Here is a 19,677-nt window from a genome sequence, read left to right as displayed (position 1 = left end):
GCGGCCATGCGGATCGCCAAGGCCAGCCTGATCGACCCCGGCGCCAACGCGGCCTATGCCGCGACGGCCGTCGCGCTGTCCTTTTTCGTCTTCGCCTATTCCTTCCGCTTCGGCCAGGTGTCGATCCTCGCCTATTACGCGCTGTGGCTGCCGCTGGTTGCCGTCGATTACCGGCGGGTGCTCGGCAACTATACGCGCTACGGCTGGATTTTCGCCTTCGCCGTCTTCGCCTGCCTCTCGGTCTTCTGGTCGCAGGCGCCCGGCGTCACGGCGCGCGCGGGCGTGCAATATCTCTCCCATGTCGTCTGCGCGCTCATCGCCATGCGCGTCGTCGACACGCGCACGCTGGTGCGCGGCGGGCTTGCCGGCACGGCGCTCGTTTTGTGCTATTCGCTCCTCTTCGGCGTCTACCATCTCGATCCGCTCGATGGCACCTACAGCTTCGTCGGCGCCTTCGCCTCCAAGAACCAGCTCGGCTTCTACGCCTCGCTCGCCGTGCTCTTCGCCTGCGCCGCGCTCGTCCTCGGGGCCGAGCGCGGGGCTTGGAAGCTCGTCGCGCTTGTCTGCGTGGCCGTCGCGCTCTATTGCCTGAAGGCCTCGCAATCGGCGACCTCGGTGCTGACCACCGCCGCCGTCGCGGGCCTCTGCCTCGGGCTGAAGGCGCTGGAATGGCTGGCGCCGGCGCATCGCAAGATGCTGTTCCTGGTGCTCGCCGTCTTTGCCGTCCTCGTGCTTCTCGCCGGCGCCTATGGCGGCGGCTATGCGATGCTGCTCGGCGCCTTCGGCAAGGATGCGACGCTGACGGGGCGCACCTATCTCTGGCAGCAGGGCATCGAGACGGCCATGGCTGCGCCCGTCGTCGGCCTCGGCTACCAGGCCTTCTGGGTGCAGGGTTTTGCGGAGGCCGAACGGCTGTGGGCCGCCTTCTTCATCGGCACCCGCTCGGGCTTCCATTTCCACAACACCTTCATCGCCGCGACGGTGGAGACCGGGCTGGTCGGCTGCCTGCTCCTGTCGATGGTGCTTTTCGCCGCGCTCGCCGGCCATCTCCGCCGGCTCCTTTCGGCGGCGCACGACCTGGAGGCGCTGGTCCTCTTCACCGTGGCGGCGCTGCTCGCGGTGCGCACCTTCGTCGAGATCGACATCCTAAACCCCTATCATGTCGGCTCGTTCCTGCTCTATTTCGCCGCCGGCAAGCTGGCCGATGCCCGCCGCGCCGGAAGGGCGAAGCCGGTCCATCGTGTCCTGTTGCCGCCGCGCGCAGAAGGCCCGGTCCGCTCATGACGGAAGAAACCCGGCCGGCGACGCTGTACGGCATCCAGTACCTGCGGGCGCTCGCCGCGCTCGCGGTCGTCCTCTTCCACGCCGGCGAACGCAGCGGCCATCCGCTGGCGATCGGTGCGGCGGGCGTCGACGTCTTCTTCGTCATCAGCGGCTTCATCATGTGGGTGATCGTCGCGCGGCGCCCGGTCCCGCCCGGCCGCTTCCTTGCCGAGCGCCTGCGCCGCGTCGTGCCCGTCTACTGGCTGGCGACCGGTGTCATGGTGGCGGGCGCGCTGCTGGGCCTCTTTCCCAATCTCGTGCTGACGGCGCCGCATCTCCTCGCCTCGCTGTTCTTCGTGCCCTTTGCCTCGCCGAGCAGCGGCGAGGTCTGGCCGCTGCTCGTCCAGGGCTGGACGCTCAACTACGAACTCTTCTTCTACGCCGTCTTCGCCGCCTGCCTGTTTCTGCCGGCGCGCCTGCGGCTTGCCGCCGTCGCCGCCGTCTTCCTCGGCCTCGTCGCGCTCGGCCTCACGGTGGCGAGCGAGAATCCGCTCTTCGTCACCTATACCCGGCCGATCATCCTGGAATTCGTTGCGGGCATGCTGATCGGCCGGCTGTGGCTCGCCGGTCGGGTGCGCGGCCGGGGGCCCGGCCTTGCGCTCGTCGTGCTGTCGCTTGCCGGCTTCGCCGCGATCGGCCTCCTGCGGCTGCCCTTCGACGAATGGACCTGCGGCCCGCTCGCGGCCATGCTGATCTACGGCACGGCGGCGCTGGAGCGGGCGGGCGGCGTGCCGCATCTGCGGCTTCCCGCGCTCCTCGGCGATGCCTCCTATTCGATCTATCTCTGGCATACCTTCGCCATCTCGGTCGTGGCCAAGGCGGGAACGATGCTCGGTCTGGCGCCCGCGCTCGTCTTCATCGCCGCGGTCCTCGCCGGCGTCCTTGCCGGCCTTGCCGGCTACGGCCTCGTCGAGCGCCCGCTGCTGCGCGGGTTTTCCGCAAAGCGCCGCCCGGAGGCCGTCCGCAAGGCAGTCGCCGCCGAGGGATAACGCATCCATCTGCCTGCCGGCACCTTCTCCCCGCGGGGGAGAAGGGGAAGGAGGCAATGCTGAATTCCACATGCGACTGCCTGGCCCTCAGGGGGAGAAGGTTGGGCGCCCGCATTTCTGGCGCAGAGGGTGTCGCGGGTTAGCCCCTCCCCCTTGTTGGGAGGGGACTTCACACTGGGCGATTGCCCTCCGCCCCGAGCGGCGGAAAGGTGAGCTCCACCACCGTGCCCTTTCCCGGCGCCGAGAGGATGCGGGCGTCGCCGCCGCTCTGGCGCACGAAGCCGTAGACAACGGCAAGGCCGAGGCCGGCGCCGCCTTCCTCGTCGCGCGTGGTGAAATAGGGCTCGAAGGCCTTGTCGGCAGCTTCCGGCGTCATGCCGATGCCATCGTCGGCCACCGAGACCACGACGCCGGCCTCGCCATTCAGGCAGCGGATGAGGATCGTCCCGCCCGACGGCATGGCGGCGGCGGCATTGAGGCAGAGGTTGAGCACGGATTGCTCGAACAGAGCCGCGTCGAGCAGCACCGCCGGCAGACCTTCGGCGATGTCGAAGACGAGCCGGCACTTCTCGCCGACGGCGATCTCCAGCACGTCCGCCATGCCGCGCAGCAGCGCGCCGATCTCCACCGCGCCGGGATGGATCGGCTGCTGGCTGCCGATGGAGAGCATGCTGCCGGCGAGCGACCGGCCCCGGTCGGCCGCCTTGCGGATGCGGGCGAGGTGCCGCTTCTGCCGGTCGTTGAAGCCGGTCTCGCGCTCCAGCAGGCCGAGGCTGCCGGTGATGATGCCGATCATGTTGCCGACCTCGTGGCTCACCTGGTGCGTCATGCGCATGATGCCGTCGAGGCGCTGGATCTTCGCCGTCTCCGCCTCCTGCCGGTCGATATCGGTGACGTCGCGGGCCAGAAGCACGATGCCGCCGTCCGGCTGGCGCGACAGCGAGACCTCCGTCACCCGCCCCGCCGCGGAACGGTGGCGCAGCACGGAACGGTCGCCGAGCGCGCCCGCCTCGCCTTCGGCCGGCAGCAGCGACGGGTCGATCTCGGGGATCGGCGTGACGAACCTGCGCACCGGCAGCTTGCGCGCCGAGCCGGACCAGCCGACCAGCTCGATGACGCGGCGGTTCATGGTGATCGGCCTGCCGCGCGGGTCGAACAGCGCGATGCCCTCGTTCATGGTGCGGAAGGTGGAGCGGATGGTGCGCGCGGCGGCCTCGGCGGTGCGCCGCAGCCGCGAGACGCGCTCGACGCTCTCGCGGAAGGCGCGGAAGGCTTCGAGCAGCCGCACCAGCTCGGTCTCCGTGCCGTCGTAGCGCGGCGCGTCGACATCCTTGCGCCCTTCCGCCAGCGCGTTCATGCCGGTCGACAGTGCGACGATGCCGCGCGAGACGCGCATGACGGAGCGGATGGAGAAGATCGCCATCACCAGGACGAGAAGCGCGGCGAGGGCGACGATGACGAGCAGGCGGCTCAGCGCGTCGGAGGTCGAGACGAGGTCGTCGTTGAGGCTGCGGGCGACGGCCTCGCTCTGGGTCTCCGTCGCGTGCGAGAGGTCGCGCGAGACGGAATGCAGGCGCGAGACGGCGGCGCGGATGGCGAACATTTCGAGGAGGTAGCGCGTCTGCGCCTCGAAGACGCGCTCGTAGGGCGCGAATTCGGCGGTGGAGAACCCGTCCGGGGCGGCGCGCGCCAGGCGCGGCGCGGTTTCGGCGACGTAGCGGCGGCGCAGCTCCCCGAGCTGGAACAGGCTGTCGGAATTGGAGGCCGACTGCACGATGGCGTTCAGCCGTCGGCGGAAATCGGCATCCGCAAGGCCGCTGCCGGTGGCGATCTCGCCGAGCGCGGCGGCGGCCTCGGCCTTGTGCTGCTGGGCGCTGTCGGCGTCCCCCGCCAAGGTCGTGGTCTGCGTGCGGATCGTCTCCAGAAGCTCGACGATGCGGGTGCTGGCAAAGCCCTTGGCGCCGGCCTCGCGGCTGTCCGGCGCCATGGTGCGCAGCAGCGCGTCGACCTGCGCGACCACCGAGCGGCTCTCGCTGGAGACCCGGTAGGGCGAGGTGGCGTTCATCAGGAAGGGCGCGCTGGAGACGAGGTCGGAGACCTGGCGCGAGACGAGCGAGGCCTTTGCGAGGCTCGAAAAGGCCTGCAGGCCGTAGCTCGCCATCTCCTCGCGCGCCCGCTGAAGGCCGTAGATGGCGATGGTCGAGAGGCTGAAGACGAGCACGCAGATGAAGACGATCGCAAAGGGCAGACGGAAGGCGATCGAGGAGAGGAAGGGGCGGCTGATCACGGCGAAGGCTCGCCGTCGTCGGTATCGAGCACGTAGCCCTTGCCGCGCCGCGTCTTGATGTGGCGCGGCAGGTCCGGGTTGCGCTCGATCTTGCGGCGCAGGCGCAGCACCAGCACGTCGACATTGCGGTCGATGTAGCGGTCGCTCTCCGCGCCGAGCCGGTCGAGGATCTGCGCGCGGCTGACGGGGGTGTTCGGCGTCTCGGCGAGGATCTCCAGCAAGGCGAATTCCGCGCCGGTCAGCGACTTGCCGGGATCGGTGCGGCAGACGGCACGGCGGTTCGCAAGGTCCACCGACCAGTCGCCCAGCCTCAGCGCGGCCGGCTCGTGCTCGCTGTCGCGCTCGGGCTTCAGCGAGGGGATCGTGCGGCGCAGCACGGCCTTGATGCGCGCGGTCAGCTCGATCGGCTCGAAGGGCTTGACGACATAGTCGTCCGCCGCCGTCTCCAGCCCCAGCACGCGGTCGGCGGCGCTGCCCGCCGCCGTTACCATGACGATGCCGATATTGGCCTGCGCGCGCAGGCGCTGGGCGAAGACGCGGCCGGAAATGCCCGGCAGGTTATGGTCGACGAGCACGAGATGCACGCTTTCGCGCGCCAGCACGCCCGCGGCCGCCTCCGCCGACGGCGCGGTCACCGGTATCCAGCCCTCCGCCTCCACCAGGTCGGAGATGAGTTCCGCCATGTCCGGATCGTCCTCGACGATCAGAATCCGCACCCTTTCGTTCAACACATGCCCGTCCTCCCGCGCCCATCATAGTGAGGCCCGCCCGATTGTTCAAAGCGGCTCGCATTATGCGGCCTTGTCACATTTGTAACCTTTGTCATCTTTGAGGGAAGGCGGGGGCCGGCGCTGTAAGAACGGTAACCATTCTTCGATTGCGGCGCGCGGCGGATATGCCATTGTGAGCGCGGAGATCGGGATGCCCGCCGTTGCGAGGCATTGCGAATGGGAGGAACATCGTGAGAGGCATCAGCGCTTTCGGCGCGGGCATGGCCGTGTGGCTGTGCACCGCCACGGCCGGCATGACGGCCCCCTCGCTCACCGTCCTGTGCGGTGTGGACGAGGCGTGGTGCGCCGTCATGCAGAAGGCCTACGAGGCGAAGACGGGCCTTGATATCGCGATGACGCGGCGGAGCACCGGCGACATCCTCAACCAGATCCGCGCCGAAAAGGCCGCGCCCACCGTCGACGTCTGGTGGGGCGGCACGGGCGACACGCATCTTCAGGCCGGCTCGGAGAACCTGCTGGAACCCTACCAGCCGGCGCATGCGCGCGACATGCTGCCCTGGGCGCAGAACTTCTTCGCCATGTCCGGTGGCCGCTCGGCCGGCATCTATGCCGGGGCGCTGGGCTTCGCCTACAATGCCGAGCTGCTGCGCGCGGCAAAGCTGCCGGCGCCGACCTGCTGGAAGGACCTGACGGACATCGCCTATCGCGGCCGCATCCAGAGCGGCAATCCGAACTCCTCCGGCACCGCCTTCACGACGCTCGCCACCCTGGTGCAGCTCTTCGGCGAGGAGGAGGCCTTCCGCTATCTCGCCGCCCTCAGCCGCAACATCGAGCGCTACACGACCTCGGGCGCGGCGCCGGTCAAGGCGGCGGCGCGCGGCGAGGTGCTGATCGGCATCTCCTTCATGCACGACGCCGTCACGCAGAAGGAGGCCGGCTCCCCGCTCGTCATCGTCGCGCCCTGCGAGGGCACGGGCTACGAGATCGGCGCGGTCAGCATCGTCAGGGGCGCGCGCCATGTGGAGGCGGCGAAACGCTTCGTCGATTTCGCGCTGAGCCCGGAAGGCCAGGCGACGGGCGCGGCCGCCGGCCAGAACCAGGTGCCCTCGAACGCCATGGCGAGCCTGCCGCTCGCCGCCCCCGATATCTCGCTGATCAAGATGGTGGACTACGACTTCGCCACCTTCGGCTCGCCGGAAGAACGAAGTCGGCTGCTCGAGCGGTTCGACGCGGTGGTGTCCGCGACGAACTGATCGAGACCGGAAGCAACCCTATTCGACAACACGCGAACGCGCCGCCCGCGGGCAGCCCGAAGGCCCCGCCGTGCCCGTTCGCACCGCAGATCAAAACCAGGCAACAGGAGGATGCCCCATGAAGACCACAACCCTTTCCCTCATGCTTTTCGCCGGGACGGCGCTTGCCGCCCTGCCGGCGCAGGCGGCCGGCGAACTCAACCTCATCTGCTCGGCCGACGTCGTCATCTGCGAGCAGATGAAGGGCGATTTCGAGAAGGCGCATAGCGACATCAAGGTGAACATGGTGCGCCTGTCCTCGGGCGAGACCTATGCCAAGGTGCGCGCCGAGGCCCGCAACCCGAAGACCGACATCTGGTGGGCCGGCACGGGCGACCCGCATCTCCAGGCGGCAGCGGAGAACCTGACGCTGGAATACAAGTCGCCGAAGCTCGATGAGCTCAACGACTGGGCGAAGAGCCAGGCCGAAAGCTCCGGCTACAAGACGGTCGGCGTCTATGCCGGCGCGCTCGGCTGGGGCTACAACACCGAGATCTTCAAGTCGAAGGGTTTCAAGGAGCCGCTGTGCTGGGCCGATCTGCTGGCGCCGGAACTGAAGGGCGAGATCCAGATCGCCAACCCGAACTCCTCCGGCACCGCCTATACGGCGCTTGCCTCCCTCGTGCAGATCATGGGCGAGGACCCGGCCTTCGACTACCTGAAGAAGCTCAACGACAACATCTCGCAATACACCAAGTCCGGCTCGGCGCCCGTCAAGGCGGCGGCGCGCGGCGAGACGGCGCTCGGCATCGTCTTCGTGCACGACGCGGTGGCGCAGGCCTCGGAAGGCTTCCCGGTCAAGTCGGTCACCCCCTGCGAGGGCACCGGCTACGAGATCGGCTCCATGTCGATCATCAAGGGCGCGCGCAACCTCGACAATGCCAAGATCTGGTACGACTGGGCGCTGACCCCGGAAGTCCAGTCGCGCATGAAGGATGCGAAGTCCTTCCAGCTTCCCTCCAACAAGAGCGCGGAAATCCCGAAGGAAGCGCCGCGCTTCGAGGACATCAAGCTGATCGACTACGATTTCGCCACCTACGGCGACCCGGCCAAGCGCAAGGCGCTGCTGGAGCGCTGGGACCGCGAGGTCGGCGCGGCCGCCAATTGATTGCTCATGGGCGGTAGCCTTTGAAAACCCCCTCTGCCTGCCGGCATCTCCCCCCACAAGGGGGAGAAAGCGGGCGGCAGGCGCAGAGCCCGGATCTTGAAAGACGAGGGTGCTGCGCGTGAAGCCCCTCCCCCCGTGGGGAGGGGTTGGGGAGGGGTCTTTCCGGCACCTGCCCCCCGGTGTTCCTACACTCGATAAACAGCGAGGTCGGCCATGAGACATGGCAATCGCAGGCTGGACGCGGTCCTGATCCTGGGCGTGGTCGCTTTGACCCTTCTGCCCTGGTACCGGATCGACGGCGGCTTCTACGGATTCGGTTGGCTGGCCGGTTTCCCCCTTTCGACCGAGGCCGCGCCCGGTCTCGTGCAGATCGCCGTGCATGGCCGCCATTGGCTTGCCGGCGTCGTTCTGCTGCTTCTCCTTGCGGTCGCCGCGCGCGGCATGGCGGACCCGATGCGCCGCGGCGGCGCGCTGGCCTGGCTCGGCGCGCTCGGCGTCTTCTTCCTGACGTTGCAGGGCCTTGCCATCGGCTTTTCCGGCTGGACCTGGGCGGTGAGCGAAAGCCTGTTCGGCGCGCTTTCGGACGGCCAACCCTCGATGGGCGCGGGCGCCGTGCTCTCGGCCGTCGTCTTCGTGCTGCTCTTTTCCTTCGGCCTTGCCGAGCGCGGCGTCATGAAGGGCGATGCCTTCGTCGTCAGCGCCATTTCGCTGCTCGTCTTCCTCGTCGCGGTCTTCGTCTTCTATCCGATCAGCAGCATGTTCGCCGGCGCGGTGCAGGATTTCGACGGCTCGTTCAATCCGGCGGGCTTCATCCGCAACATGCAGGATCCCGGCATCTGGAGCCTGAACTGCGTTATCGGCGGCGCACGCTGCGGCGTCGCCTGGCGCACGCTGTGGCTCGCCATCATGACGGGGCTCGGCTCGACGCTGCTCGGCCTTGCCTTCGCGCTCGTCGCCACCCGCACGCGCTTTCCCTACAAGAAGGGCCTGCGGCTCCTCACCATCCTGCCGATCATCACGCCGCCCTTCGTCATCGGCCTCGCGCTGACGCTGCTCTTCGGCCGCGCCGGCGTCATCACGCAGGGGTTGTCCGATCTCTTCGGCATCGAGCCCGGCCGCTGGCTCTACGGCCTCACCGGCATCTGGATCGCCCAGGTCCTCTCCTTCACGCCGATCGCCTTCCTCGTCCTGATCGGCGTCGTCGAGGGTGTCAGCCCGTCGATGGAGGAGGCTTCCACGACGCTGCGCGCCGACCGCTGGCGCACCTTCCGGCGCGTCTCGCTGCCCCTCATGAAGCCGGGTCTCGCCAATGCCTTCCTCATCGGCTTCATCGAGAGCATGGCCGATTTCGGCAATCCGCTGGTGCTCGGCGGCAGCCACGGCGTGCTGTCGACGGAAATCTTCTTCGCCGTCGTCGGTTCGCAGAACGATCCCTCGCGCGCGGCCGTCCTCGCCATGGTTCTGCTCGTCTTCACGCTCTCGGCCTTCCTCGCCCAGCGCGTCTGGCTGGCCGGCAAGAACTTCGCCACCGTGACGGGCAAGGGCGACAGCGGCTCGCATATCGCCCTGCCGCGCGGCGTGTCGATCGGCGTGCACGCCATCGTCATCCCGTGGGGCCTGTTCACGCTGGTCGTCTACGGCATGATCCTCGTCGGCGGCTTCGTGAAGACCTGGGGCCTCGACAATTCGCTGACGCTCGACCACTACGTCAAGGCTTTCTCCATCGGCTTCGACGGCGGCGCTGCTTGGGGCATCGCCTGGACGGGCGTCGCCTGGAACTCGTTCTGGACGACGATGGAGATCGCGCTGATCTCGGCGCCGCTGACGGCCGCCGTCGGCCTTCTGACGGCCTATATCATCGTGCGCCAGAAGTTTACCGGCAAGAACGTCTTCGAGTTCGCGCTGATGATGAGCTTCGCCATTCCCGGCACGGTCATCGGCGTCAGCTACATCATGGCGTTCAACCTGCCGCCGCTGGAGATGACCGGCTCGGCGCTGATCCTCATCGCCTGCTTCGTCTTCCGCAACATGCCCGTCGGCGTGCGCGGCGGCATCGCGGCGATGAGCCAGCTCGACAAGAGCCTCGACGAGGCCTCGCTGACGCTGCGCGCCGGCAGCTTCCGCACCATCCGCAAGGTCATCCTGCCGCTGTTGCGGCCCGCCATCACCGCCGCGCTCGTCTATTCCTTCGTGCGCGCCATCACCTCCATCAGCGCCGTCATCTTCCTCGTCAGCGCCGAATACAACATGGCGACCTCCTATATCGTCGGCCTCGTCGAAAACGGCGAATACGGCGTGGCGATCGCCTATTCCTCCATGCTGATCGTCGTGATGATCACCGTCATCACCGGCTTCCAGCTTCTCGTGGGCGAACGGCGCCTGCGCCGCGAGAACCGTGTCGCCGGCCTTGCCCCCTCTCGTCAGGAGAAAACCGCATGATCAACCAGAAAGCCGGTTCCGTCACGTTCGAGAACGTGAAGAAGACTTTCGGCGCCTTCACCGCCATTCCCGACCTGTCGCTCACCATCGAGCCGGGCACGCTCGTCACCCTGCTCGGTCCCTCGGGCTGCGGCAAGACGACGACGCTGCGCATGCTCGCCGGGCTGGAACATCCGACGGCCGGGCGCATCCTCATCGGCGGCAAGGACGTCACCATGCTGCCAGCCAACGAGCGCGACGTCTCGATGGTCTTCCAGTCCTATGCGCTCTTCCCGCACATGACCTCGCTCGACAATGTCGCCTACGGCCTCGAATCCTCCGGCCTCTCGCGCAGGGAGGCGCGGGAGAGGGCGGAGGAGGGGCTTTCGCTCGTCGGCCTTGCCGGCATGGGCGGGCGCCTGCCGGCCGAGCTTTCCGGCGGCCAGCAGCAGCGTGTCGCCGTCGCCCGCGCGCTGGTGCTGGAGCCGCAGGTGCTGCTGCTCGACGAGCCGCTCTCCAACCTCGACGCGCGCCTGCGCCGCCGGGTGCGCACGGAGATCCGCGAACTCCAGCAGCGCCTCGGCTTCACCGCCGTCTATGTCACGCACGACCAGGACGAGGCGCTCGCCGTCTCCGACCGCATCATCGTCATGAAGGACGGCGAGATCGCCCAGTCGGGCGCCCCGCGCGAGCTTTACGAGTTCCCGGCCTCCTCCTTCATCGCCGATTTCATGGGCGAGGCGAATGTCATCGCCTGCGAGGTGGTCGGCATCGACGGCGCCGAGGCGGATATCCGCATCGGCAGCCTCACGCACCGCGTGCCCGCCGGCCGGGCGAAGCCGGGCGCCGCCAGCCTTGCCGTGCGCCCCGGCGCGGTGACGCTCGCCGAAGGGCGCGGCGAGGGGCTTGCCGGCCGCATCCTGCATTCGGCCTATCTCGGCGACCATGTCGAATACGAGGTGGAGACCGATGTCGGCACGCTCTTCATCGTCGACCATGCCGTGGACCGCATCCTGCCCGCCGCCTCCGACGCCACGCTCGGCTTCAAGAACCGCGGCATCGCCCTCATCAGCAACTAGAGCAATTCCGCTTTTCTTCGAATCGCGGAACCGCTCTATCTTTTTGTTTTTACGCAATTCCGGACGCAAAACCGCTTCGCACTTTTGCTGGAATTGCTTACCCAAGGAAGAACAGCATGACGTCGCAAGAGACGGACCTCGACAGGCGCTTCGTCCTCGCCAAGGCCATCGCCCAGGAGGCGGGGGCCATGGCGCTCGATTATTTCAATCGCCGCGACAGCCTGGTGATCGAGACCAAGCACGACCCGCAGGACGTCGTCTCCATCGCCGACCGCAATGTGGAGAAGCTGCTCCGCGAGCGGGTCGCGGCGACGTTTCCCGACGACGGCTTCCTCGGCGAGGAGTTCGGCCACACGGCGGGCGCCTCCGGCTATACCTGGGTCGTCGATCCCATCGACGGCACCGCGCCCTTCGTCAGCGGCATGCCGAACTGGTGCGTCTCGGTCGCCGTGCTGCACGGGAACGAGCCGGTCATCGGCGTCATCGGCGCGCCCTGCCACAACGAGCTCTATGCCGCCGCGGCCGGCAGGGGCGCCAAGCTCAACGGCAAGGTTCTGGCGCTCGACCCCACCCGCAACGTGCGCAACGCCATGACGGGCATCGGCGCCAACGGCCATGTGACGCCGGAGGCCATGGCCGACATCGTCAGCCGGCTGCTCCAGGCCGGCGGCACCTTCATCCGCAACGGCTCCGGTGCGCTGATGCTCGCCTATGTCGCGGCCGGCCGGCTCGTCGGCTACTACGAGCCCTACATGCACGCCTGGGATTGTCTTGCCGGCTATTGCCTCGTGAAGGAGGCCGGCGGCTGGCACCACCCGTTCCCGGTGGAGGGCGAGCGGCTGACCAAGGGATCGCCGGTCGTCGCCGCCGGCCCGGGCGCCCGCGCCGACCTCGCAAAGCTGGCCGGGCTTGCCTGAAAACGCGGTTTGCCTATCGATGCACGGCTGTGCAATATTGTATTGACAAGCGCCGACCCTTGATGATTGACTGCACCCATTGAGAAGCCGGGATGGGAGGAAACGATCCCGGTTTCCCTGAAGGAAGTGCGGCGGCCGGCATATGCCGGCGGGGGAGGCGGCATTGCACGGCTTTGCGAACGAGGTTGAGCGCAGGAAAGGCGGGGCCCATGGTCGCGCCTGATGCGCTCCTGGCGCCGGCGGCGCGTGGCGGCGCCCGCTGGCGTTACAGATTGCGCCTTGCGCTGCGCGAGCCGACCACGGTGATCGCCATCCTCATGGCGGCGCTGTTCAGCTATCTCATCGTCGTGCCGATCCTGTCGATCCTTGCGGACGCGGCGACCGTGCAGTTCGGCGACGAGCGGCGCACGGCGGGCGAAACGGGCAGCGTCACCGCCTATTATTTCTACCGCGCCTTCGCCTCGCCCGTCGCCTACGATCTCTTCTGGGAGCCGCTCGCCAACACGCTGAAGGTCGCCTTCGGCGCCATCGCCATCTCGCTGTCGGTCGGCGGCGTGCTCGCCTGGCTGGTCGCGCGCACCGACATGTTCGCCCGCCGCTGGTTCGCCACCGCCCTCATCGTGCCCTACATGCCGCCGGCCTGGACCTTCGCGCTCGCCTGGACGACGCTGTTCAAGAACCGCACCGTCGGCGGCCAGCCGGGCTGGTTCGAGGCGATCGGCCTTTCGCCGCCGGACTGGCTCGCCTATGGCCAGGTGCCGATCACCATCATCCTCGCGCTGCACTACACCCCCTTCGTCATCCTGCTGTTCGGCTCGGCGCTGCGCCGCTTCGACAGCCAGCTGGAGGACAGCGCGCGCATTCTCGGCGCACCGGCCCGGGTCGTCGCCCTGCAGATCATCCTGCCGCTGATGCGCCCCGCGCTGCTGTCGGCGGTGCTGCTCATCTTCGCCAAGTGCCTCGGCGAGTTCGGCGTGCCCTATGTGCTCGGCCTGCCGGTGAAGTTCGACGTGCTGGCGACCTCGCTCTACCGTTCCATCGGCTCGCGCCAGACGGGCGTTGCGGGCGTGCTCGCCGGCGCCATCATGCTGATCGGCGTCCTGGCCATCATGGTCGACGCGCATCTCGCCCGCGAGGCCCGCCGCTTCGTCACCGTCGGCTCCAAGGGCGCGATGAACCGGCTGTCGCGGCTGAAAGCCTGGCGCTGGCCGGCCAGCGGCTTTGCCGCCGCCGTCTTCCTCGTCTCCGTCGGCATGCCGCTCCTGACGCTGGCGCTCTCGACGGTCATGCACCAGCCCGGCAGCTTCGCCTGGTCGAACTTCACGCTCGACTACTGGATCGGCCGGGACCTGCCGACCATCGCCATGCGCACCGGGATCCTGCTCAGCCCCGATCTCTGGCAGGCGGCGTGGAACACGATCACGATCGTCGGCATCGCCTCCGTCTGCTCGGGCATCCTCGGCGTGCTGACGGGCTATGTCGTGGTGCGCACGACCATCCGGCCGCTGGCGATCTTCCTGCGGCAGGTCACCTTCATGCCCTATCTGGTGCCCGGCATTGCGTTTGCCGCGGCCTATCTCTCGCTCTTCGCCGTGCAGCGCGGGCCGATCCCCGGCCTCTACGGCACGACGCTGATCCTCATCCTCGCCCTGATGGCGGACCAGATGCCCTATGCGTCCCGCGCCGGCATCTCGGCCATGATGCAGCTCGGCAAGGACCCGGAGGAGGCGGCGCAGATCGTCGGCGCCGGCTGGTTCCGCCGCATGACGTCCATCGTCATCCCCATCCAGAAGGGCTCGCTCGTCACCGGCATCCTCCTGCCCTTCATCTCGGGCATCAAGGGGCTCAGCCTCTTCGTCATCCTCGCCGTGCCCGCCACGGACGTGCTGACCACCTTCTCGCTGCGCCTCGTCGACTACAACTACACCCAGGCCGCCAATGCCGTCGTGCTGATCATCGCCGGCCTTGCCTATGGCGGCACGGTGCTCGCCCAGCGGCTCACCCGCACCAACCTTGCCGAGGGACTTGGAAACTGATGCCCGATATCGTTCTCAGCAACGTGCAGAAGTCCTACGGCGCCGGCGCGCCCAACGCGGTGAGCGACCTCGACCTTCACATCCGAGACGGCGAGTTCATGTGCCTGCTCGGCCCCTCCGGCTGCGGCAAGACGACGACGCTGCGCATGATCGCGGGTCTGGAGAACCTGACGGACGGCGAGATCGGCGTCGGCGAGAAGATCGTCGACAGCCCGGCGCGCGGCGCCTTCGTCGGCCCGGAAAAGCGCGGCATGGGCCTCGTCTTCCAGTCCTATGCGCTCTGGCCGCACCTTACCATCGAGCGCAACACGGATTTCGGCCTGCGCCTGCGCAAGGTGCCGAAGGCCGAGCGCGAGGCGCGCGTGACCGAGGTCATGACGGCGCTGGACATTGAGAAGTACCGGCACCGCTATCCCTCGCAGCTTTCCGGCGGCCAGCAGCAGCGCGTGGCGCTCGCCCGCATGCTGGCGGTCAATCCCGGCGTGCTGCTGCTCGACGAGCCGCTGTCCAACCTCGATGCGCGTCTTCGGCTCGAAATGCGCGCCGAGCTGAAGCGCATTCATGCCGCCTTCGGCACCACCATCGTCTTCGTCACGCACGACCAGTGGGAGGCGATGACGCTCGCCACCTCCATCGCCGTCATGAACGAGGGCCGGCTGCAGCAGCTCGGCACGCCCAACGACATCTACGACCGGCCGGCCAACCGCTTCGTCGCCGAATTCGTCGGCAGCCCGCCGATCAACATTCTCGAAACCGCGACCGGCCATGTGCTGGATCGCGCCGCATCGCATTGGCTCGCCGGTCGGCTCGGCGAGAGCGCGGGGGTCGGTTCGGTGGGCTTCCGGCCCGAGGCCCTGCAGATCGCGCGCTCGGAGGCTGCCGTTCCCGGCGACAGCTTCCGCCATGCGGCCGAGGTCACCGGCATCCTGCCGACCGGCGGAAGCTGGATCATCGAGCTGAAGGTCGACGGCCGCGCCCTTTTCGCCACCACCACCGAATGCCCGGTGCTGAAGGGCGGCGAGCGGGTCTTCGTCCATGCCCGGCCGACGGCCATGCACGTCTTCGACGCGGCGGGCCTCAGGCTCGCCGGCGCCGACGACACGCTGGCGCGCGCCGCCTGAACCGAAACGGAAACTGAAACCCGCGCCATCCGATGGGAAGAGACGGACGGGGCGAAGCTGGAGGAGGAGAGCATGCGGAAATACGGTTTACTGGCAGGCGTCGCGCTGGCGCTGTGCATGGCCGGCGGGGCGCTGGCGGAGGATTTCAACCTCGACGCCCTCGTCGAGGCGGCGAAGACGGAGCCGCCGCTGACGGTCTATGACAGCACCGGCAAGATCGTCGACATGGTCGAGGCGTTCAACGCCAAATACGGGCTGAAGGCGGAGGGCGCGAAATCCAAGGCCACCGCCCAGCTCGAAACGATCATCCGCGAATCCCAGTCGGGCAATATCCAGACGGACGTGTCCTTCATCTCCGACCCCTCGGCGGTGGTCGGCCAGCTGATGCCCGCCGGCTTCGTGGAGAACTGGGTGCCGCCGGATCTGGCAAAGGACATCTCGCCCGAGGCGCACGACCCGCTGCTGATCGTGTCGAGCCCGAACATCCTCGCCTACAACACCAAGCTCTACGACAAGTGCCCGATCACCAATATCTGGCAGCTCACGGAGGCGGAGTGGAAGGGCAAGTTCGCCATGCAGGATCCGCTCGGCAAGCCGTCCTACACCGACTGGTTCAACCAGATGCGCAGCCGCATCGACGACAAGATCGCCGCCGCCTACGAGAAGCAGTACGGCAAGAAGCTGGAGAGCGACCTCGGCAGCGCGACGGAGGCCTTCGTGGCGGCGCTGGCCGCCAACGGCCCGCTGCTGACGGATTCGGATTCCGCCGCCGCCGAGGCCGTCGCGGCGCCCGGCCAGAGCGAGCCCTTCGTCGGTCTCGTCGCCTCGGCCAAGTTCCGCGACAATGCGGGCAAGGGCTTCTCGCTCGGCCTTTGCGCCGGGGTGGATCCGATCATCGGCTTCTCCAACCCGACGGTCGGCGTCATCGTCAAGGGCTCGGACAGCCCGAACACGGCAAAGCTCTTCGTCCACTATGCCATGACGGCCGAGGGCATCGCGCCGCAGGCCGAGGACGGCAAGCTGTCCAGCAACCGCACCGTCGGCCTGCCGGACGACGAGCCGTCGGGCATCGGCAAGCACCTGGAGGCCCTGCTGAACTACGACCCCGCCACGGGCCTCGAAGACTGGGACAGCCGGCAGGACTGGCAGGATTTCTGGCGCGTCCACTACAAGCGCTGAGCGAAAGACGGGCGGGCCGTTCCCCGGTCCGCCTGCCGCCTTGCGGCGGGAACGACGAGATGAAAACGAACAGGGCAGGAAAGACAGGGCACATGAGCATTGACGAGGGGGCGATCGACCGCCGGGAGGCCTTCCTGCACACGCTTGTCCGCGAGGCGGCGGAGCTTGCCCGCGCCGGCTTTGCCCGGCAGACGGGGCAGGCGGTCAGCATGAAGGGCCCGCAGGACTACCTGACGGAGACGGACGGGCAGGTGGAGGACCATCTGCGCGCCCGGATCTCGGAGGCTTTCCCCGAGGACGGCTTCCTCGGCGAGGAGAGCGGCGGCGAGCCCGGCAGGCAGGCCTGGGTGGTCGACCCCATCGACGGCACGGCCAATTTCGCCCGGGCGATCCCGCATTTCTGCGTCGCCATCGCCTTCATCGCCAACGGCGAGGTGCAGCTCGGCGCCATCGTCAACCCCGTGCTGGACGAGGTCCATTTCGCCCGCCTCGGCCGCGGTGCGCGCCGCAACGGCACGCCGATCCGCGTCGCCGGCACGAGCGACATTGCCGCCACCTCCTTCGAGATGGGCTGGTCGAACCGCCGGCCGCTCGCCCGCTATATCGGCGCGCTCAACGCGCTGTTCGAGGCGGGCAGCAATGTCAGGCGCGGCGCCTGCGGGGCGCTGGGGCTCGCCTATGTTGCCGACGGGCGCAGCGACGGCTATGCGGAGCTGCACATGAATTCCTGGGATTGCCTTGCCGGCCTCCTCCTCGTGCGCGAGGCGGGCGGGGTGACGGGGCCGTTCCTGTCGCTCGGCGGGCTGACCGCCGGCGCGGCGGTGCTGGCCGCCGCGCCCGGCGTCGCCGCCATCCTGTCGGAGGCGACGGGCATTCCCCTTCTGACCGGGCCGGACCTGCTGGCCGCGGCGGAAGAAGAGCATCGGAGAACCGCATGACCGAAAAGAAAACCCGTCATTACGACCGCCCGCCGATCAGCCGCGTCTACGAGAACCTGCCGGGCTTCGGCGTCGATCTCTTCGTCGGCGGCCGCGAGGGGGCTTCGGACGTGCCGCTGCTGCGCCGGAACGGCATTTCCACCGTGCTCAACTGCGCGGTCAATCTCGACTTCAACTATGTCGCCGCGCCCGATGAGGTCTCGCATGACAGCCGCGTCGGCTACGGCCCGGCGCCGATCCGCTATTACAAGCTCGGCATCGTCGACGGCCCCGGCAATCCCGACACGATGTTCCTCGCCGGCTACTATCAGCTGCTCGGCGCCTTGCAGCAGGTGCTGCCGGAAAAGCCGAGCTACCCGATGCGCGAGCGCGGCAACGTGCTGGTCAACTGCCGGGCCGGGCGCTCCCGCTCGGTGATCCTCGCCGCGCTCTTGCTGCACCTGCAGATTCCCGGCGAATTCCCGACGCTCGGCTCCGCGGTCGATCATGTGCGGGTGAAGCGCGAGCTGCGCCCCGACGAATGGCACGAGACGCCGAAGCCCATGCTGGTCGCCGCCGCCGAGAGCGCCGCCGGCTGGGTGCGCCTCGTCGAGGCCGACCGCGGCTGCGCCGCTGCCCCCGCAAGGGCCACCGCATGATCCGCATCGCCGTCATCGCCGATCCGCATGTGCATGATTGCGCCTGGATTCCCGAGGGTTCCGGCCTGCCCGGCGCCATCCGCAGCTTTGCCGAGACCGCCGCCTCGACACGCGTCTTCAACGAGAGCATCCCCGCCTTCCGCGCCGCGCTGGACCATGTCGCCGCGGCGGGCGTGAAGACCGTGCTCCTCGTCGGCGACCTCACCGACGACGGCCAGCGGCCGAACATCCGCGCCGCGCTCGCCCTTGTCGCGGAATATCGCGAGCGCCACGGCATCCGCGTGCTGATGACCCCCGGCAACCACGATTTCTACGCCCTTGCCGGCCGGCCGCAGGACAAGAGCTTCCTCATGGCCGACGGCACGCCGGTGCTCCTCAAAAGCGCCGATTGCCCGGAGGCGGCGACGCTCGGCACGGCGGAGGCGCTCGCCATGCTCTCCGGCCTCGGCTTCATGCCGGAGGCCGGCGACCTGCACTGGGAAAGCCCCTTCGGCACGGACCCGGCCTGGTCGGCGCGCAGCTACGAGGCGGTGAGCCCGGACGGCGGCACGCGCTGCCGGATGATCGATTCCTCCTATCTCGTCGAGCCGGCGGAAGGCCTCTGGGTGCTCGCCGTCGACGCCAATGTCTGCGTGCCGCGCGACGGGGCGCGCGACCTTGCCGATCCCGGAGAGTTCCACGATCCGACCGACGGCGGCTGGCGGGCCGTGCTCGCGCACCGCGCCCATCTCTTTGCCTGGATGGCGGATGTGGCGGCGCGGGCCAAGGCTAGGGGCAAGCGGCTCGTCGCCTTCTCGCACTATCCGGCGCTCGATCCGCTCGGCGGCGTGTCGAGCGAGGAGGTCGCCCTGTTCGGCGCCACCGGCCTTGCCCGCCGCGCGCCGACACCGGCGGTGGCCGATGCCTTCGCCGCGACCGGCGTTTCCCTGCATTTCTCCGGCCATCTCCATGTCAACGACACGGCACGGCACGAGACGGGCGCGGGGCGCTTCGTCAATATCGCGGTTCCCTCGCCGGTCGGCTACGGGCCGGGCCTGAAGATCGTCGACCTCTATGCCGACCGCAGCGAGATCCGCACGCTTTGCCTCCGGCAGGTGCCCGGCCACGACGCGGCCTTTGCGGCCTACCGCACCGAGGCGGCGCGGGAGGGGGCGGAGGAGCCCGCCGCGAGTTCCGCGCCCGACCACGGCACCTTCCTCAGCCGCCATCTCGTCGACCTCGTGCACGGGCGCTACCTCGCGCGCGAATGGCCGCGCGACATGGTGGAATTCGTGCGCACGGCGACGGTCGCCGATCTTGTCGAAACGCTCGGGCTCGCCGCCGCCGGCGCGCCGGCCTTCGGCCTCAGAGAGCTCGTCGAGGACTGGTATCGGCTGCGCAAGGCGGGCGAGCTCAGCCATGCGGACATTCCGCCCGACCGGCTCGCCTTCTACCGCGACCTTTGCGCAAGGGCGCCGCAGATCGAGGGCGACGGCCTGCCGGCCCGCTTTTCCACGCTGCTGCGCATGATGCGCGCCTATCTCGACCGCCCGCCGAACCGGGATTTTTCCCTCAGCCTGCCCGACCTTATCGTCCGGGCGCTTTAGAGTTTGTCAGGGAAAAGTGGGAACCGGTTTTCCCG

General features: G+C 68.5%; 15 protein-coding genes. 13 read left to right on the top strand and 2 right to left on the bottom strand.

The window, feature by feature from the left end:
• The first annotated feature begins 6 nt into the window (after positions 1-6).
• Together AB3G45_RS27725 and AB3G45_RS27720 are read left to right on the top strand one after the other, a co-directional pair.
• Positions 7-1,284, top strand: coding sequence for an O-antigen ligase family protein (locus AB3G45_RS27725; RefSeq protein ID WP_367833752.1), 1,278 nt, complete (start codon positions 7-9; stop codon positions 1,282-1,284).
• Positions 1,281-2,312, top strand: coding sequence for an acyltransferase family protein (locus AB3G45_RS27720; protein WP_367833751.1), 1,032 nt, complete (start codon positions 1,281-1,283; stop codon positions 2,310-2,312). The genes AB3G45_RS27725 and AB3G45_RS27720 overlap by 4 nt, the downstream gene beginning before the upstream one ends.
• A 169-nt stretch (positions 2,313-2,481) precedes the next feature.
• Here AB3G45_RS27720 and AB3G45_RS27715 read toward each other — a convergent pair whose 3' ends face one another.
• Together AB3G45_RS27715 and AB3G45_RS27710 are read right to left on the bottom strand one after the other, a co-directional pair.
• Entirely contained in the window at positions 2,482-4,599 is a 2,118-nt protein-coding gene (locus tag AB3G45_RS27715) for a nitrogen regulation protein NR(II) (RefSeq protein WP_367833750.1), read from the bottom strand.
• Complete coding sequence (locus tag AB3G45_RS27710) at positions 4,596-5,330, bottom strand: response regulator transcription factor (protein ID WP_367833749.1); 735 nt, start codon at positions 5,328-5,330, stop codon at positions 4,596-4,598. Before AB3G45_RS27710 ends, AB3G45_RS27715 begins: the two co-directional genes overlap by 4 nt.
• A 260-nt stretch (positions 5,331-5,590) precedes the next feature.
• On the opposite strand from AB3G45_RS27710, the gene AB3G45_RS27705 reads away from it, so the two are divergent.
• From AB3G45_RS27705 to AB3G45_RS27655, 11 genes are all read left to right on the top strand, one after another.
• On the top strand, positions 5,591-6,583 hold the full coding sequence (locus AB3G45_RS27705) for an ABC transporter substrate-binding protein (RefSeq protein ID WP_367833804.1): 993 nt from the start codon (positions 5,591-5,593) through the stop codon (positions 6,581-6,583).
• A 118-nt stretch (positions 6,584-6,701) separates the two neighbouring features.
• A complete protein-coding gene (locus AB3G45_RS27700; protein WP_367833748.1) occupies positions 6,702-7,730 on the top strand; it encodes an ABC transporter substrate-binding protein in 1,029 nt (342 codons plus the stop codon).
• A gap of 213 nt (positions 7,731-7,943) precedes the next feature.
• Complete coding sequence (locus AB3G45_RS27695; protein ID WP_367833747.1) at positions 7,944-10,169, top strand: ABC transporter permease; 2,226 nt, start codon at positions 7,944-7,946, stop codon at positions 10,167-10,169.
• Positions 10,166-11,227, top strand: coding sequence for an ABC transporter ATP-binding protein (locus AB3G45_RS27690; protein WP_367833746.1), 1,062 nt, complete (start codon positions 10,166-10,168; stop codon positions 11,225-11,227). Before AB3G45_RS27695 ends, AB3G45_RS27690 begins: the two co-directional genes overlap by 4 nt.
• Positions 11,228-11,343: 116 nt before the next feature.
• Positions 11,344-12,144 (top strand): inositol monophosphatase family protein, encoded by an 801-nt coding sequence (locus AB3G45_RS27685; RefSeq protein ID WP_367833745.1) that lies wholly within the window; start codon positions 11,344-11,346, stop codon positions 12,142-12,144.
• Between the two features lie 209 nt (positions 12,145-12,353).
• On the top strand, positions 12,354-14,180 hold the full coding sequence (locus tag AB3G45_RS27680; protein ID WP_367833744.1) for an ABC transporter permease: 1,827 nt from the start codon (positions 12,354-12,356) through the stop codon (positions 14,178-14,180).
• Positions 14,180-15,301, top strand: coding sequence for an ABC transporter ATP-binding protein (locus AB3G45_RS27675; protein ID WP_367833743.1), 1,122 nt, complete (start codon positions 14,180-14,182; stop codon positions 15,299-15,301). The genes AB3G45_RS27680 and AB3G45_RS27675 overlap by 1 nt, the downstream gene beginning before the upstream one ends.
• A 72-nt stretch (positions 15,302-15,373) precedes the next feature.
• Positions 15,374-16,480, top strand: a complete 1,107-nt coding sequence (locus AB3G45_RS27670; RefSeq protein ID WP_367833742.1) for an ABC transporter substrate-binding protein — start codon at positions 15,374-15,376, stop codon at positions 16,478-16,480.
• A 92-nt stretch (positions 16,481-16,572) separates the two neighbouring features.
• The gene (locus AB3G45_RS27665; RefSeq protein ID WP_367833741.1) at positions 16,573-17,418 is read left to right on the top strand and encodes an inositol monophosphatase; all 846 of its coding nucleotides are present in this window, start codon (positions 16,573-16,575) and stop codon (positions 17,416-17,418) included.
• The gene (locus AB3G45_RS27660) at positions 17,415-18,056 is read left to right on the top strand and encodes a dual specificity protein phosphatase family protein (RefSeq protein WP_367833740.1); all 642 of its coding nucleotides are present in this window, start codon (positions 17,415-17,417) and stop codon (positions 18,054-18,056) included. Before AB3G45_RS27665 ends, AB3G45_RS27660 begins: the two co-directional genes overlap by 4 nt.
• Positions 18,053-19,642 carry a metallophosphoesterase gene (locus tag AB3G45_RS27655; protein ID WP_367833739.1) on the top strand — a complete coding sequence of 530 codons (1,590 nt, stop codon included), beginning with the start codon at positions 18,053-18,055 and terminating at the stop codon, positions 19,640-19,642. The genes AB3G45_RS27660 and AB3G45_RS27655 overlap by 4 nt, the downstream gene beginning before the upstream one ends.
• The last annotated feature ends 35 nt before the right edge of the window (positions 19,643-19,677 follow it).

Origin of the sequence: Shinella sp. S4-D37, assembly GCF_040812195.1 — a bacterium.
Classification (GTDB): domain Bacteria; phylum Pseudomonadota; class Alphaproteobacteria; order Rhizobiales; family Rhizobiaceae; genus Shinella.
The sequence above is the reverse complement of the archived record's forward strand: the minus strand, read 5'-3'. Positions and strand labels throughout refer to the sequence as shown.

Bases quoted from the DNA above. Each gene is read 5' to 3' on its own strand.
- AB3G45_RS27725 (WP_367833752.1), top strand. From the start codon at position 7: ATGCGGATCGCCAAGGCCAGCCTGATCGACCCCGGCGCCAACGCGGCC.
- AB3G45_RS27720 (WP_367833751.1), top strand. From the start codon at position 1,281: ATGACGGAAGAAACCCGGCCGGCGACGCTGTACGGCATCCAGTACCTG.
- AB3G45_RS27705 (WP_367833804.1), top strand. From the start codon at position 5,591: ATGGCCGTGTGGCTGTGCACCGCCACGGCCGGCATGACGGCCCCCTCG.
- AB3G45_RS27700 (WP_367833748.1), top strand. From the start codon at position 6,702: ATGAAGACCACAACCCTTTCCCTCATGCTTTTCGCCGGGACGGCGCTT.
- AB3G45_RS27695 (WP_367833747.1), top strand. From the start codon at position 7,944: ATGAGACATGGCAATCGCAGGCTGGACGCGGTCCTGATCCTGGGCGTG.
- AB3G45_RS27690 (WP_367833746.1), top strand. From the start codon at position 10,166: ATGATCAACCAGAAAGCCGGTTCCGTCACGTTCGAGAACGTGAAGAAG.
- AB3G45_RS27685 (WP_367833745.1), top strand. From the start codon at position 11,344: ATGACGTCGCAAGAGACGGACCTCGACAGGCGCTTCGTCCTCGCCAAG.
- AB3G45_RS27680 (WP_367833744.1), top strand. From the start codon at position 12,354: ATGGTCGCGCCTGATGCGCTCCTGGCGCCGGCGGCGCGTGGCGGCGCC.
- AB3G45_RS27675 (WP_367833743.1), top strand. From the start codon at position 14,180: ATGCCCGATATCGTTCTCAGCAACGTGCAGAAGTCCTACGGCGCCGGC.
- AB3G45_RS27670 (WP_367833742.1), top strand. From the start codon at position 15,374: ATGCGGAAATACGGTTTACTGGCAGGCGTCGCGCTGGCGCTGTGCATG.
- AB3G45_RS27665 (WP_367833741.1), top strand. From the start codon at position 16,573: ATGAGCATTGACGAGGGGGCGATCGACCGCCGGGAGGCCTTCCTGCAC.
- AB3G45_RS27660 (WP_367833740.1), top strand. From the start codon at position 17,415: ATGACCGAAAAGAAAACCCGTCATTACGACCGCCCGCCGATCAGCCGC.
- AB3G45_RS27655 (WP_367833739.1), top strand. From the start codon at position 18,053: ATGATCCGCATCGCCGTCATCGCCGATCCGCATGTGCATGATTGCGCC.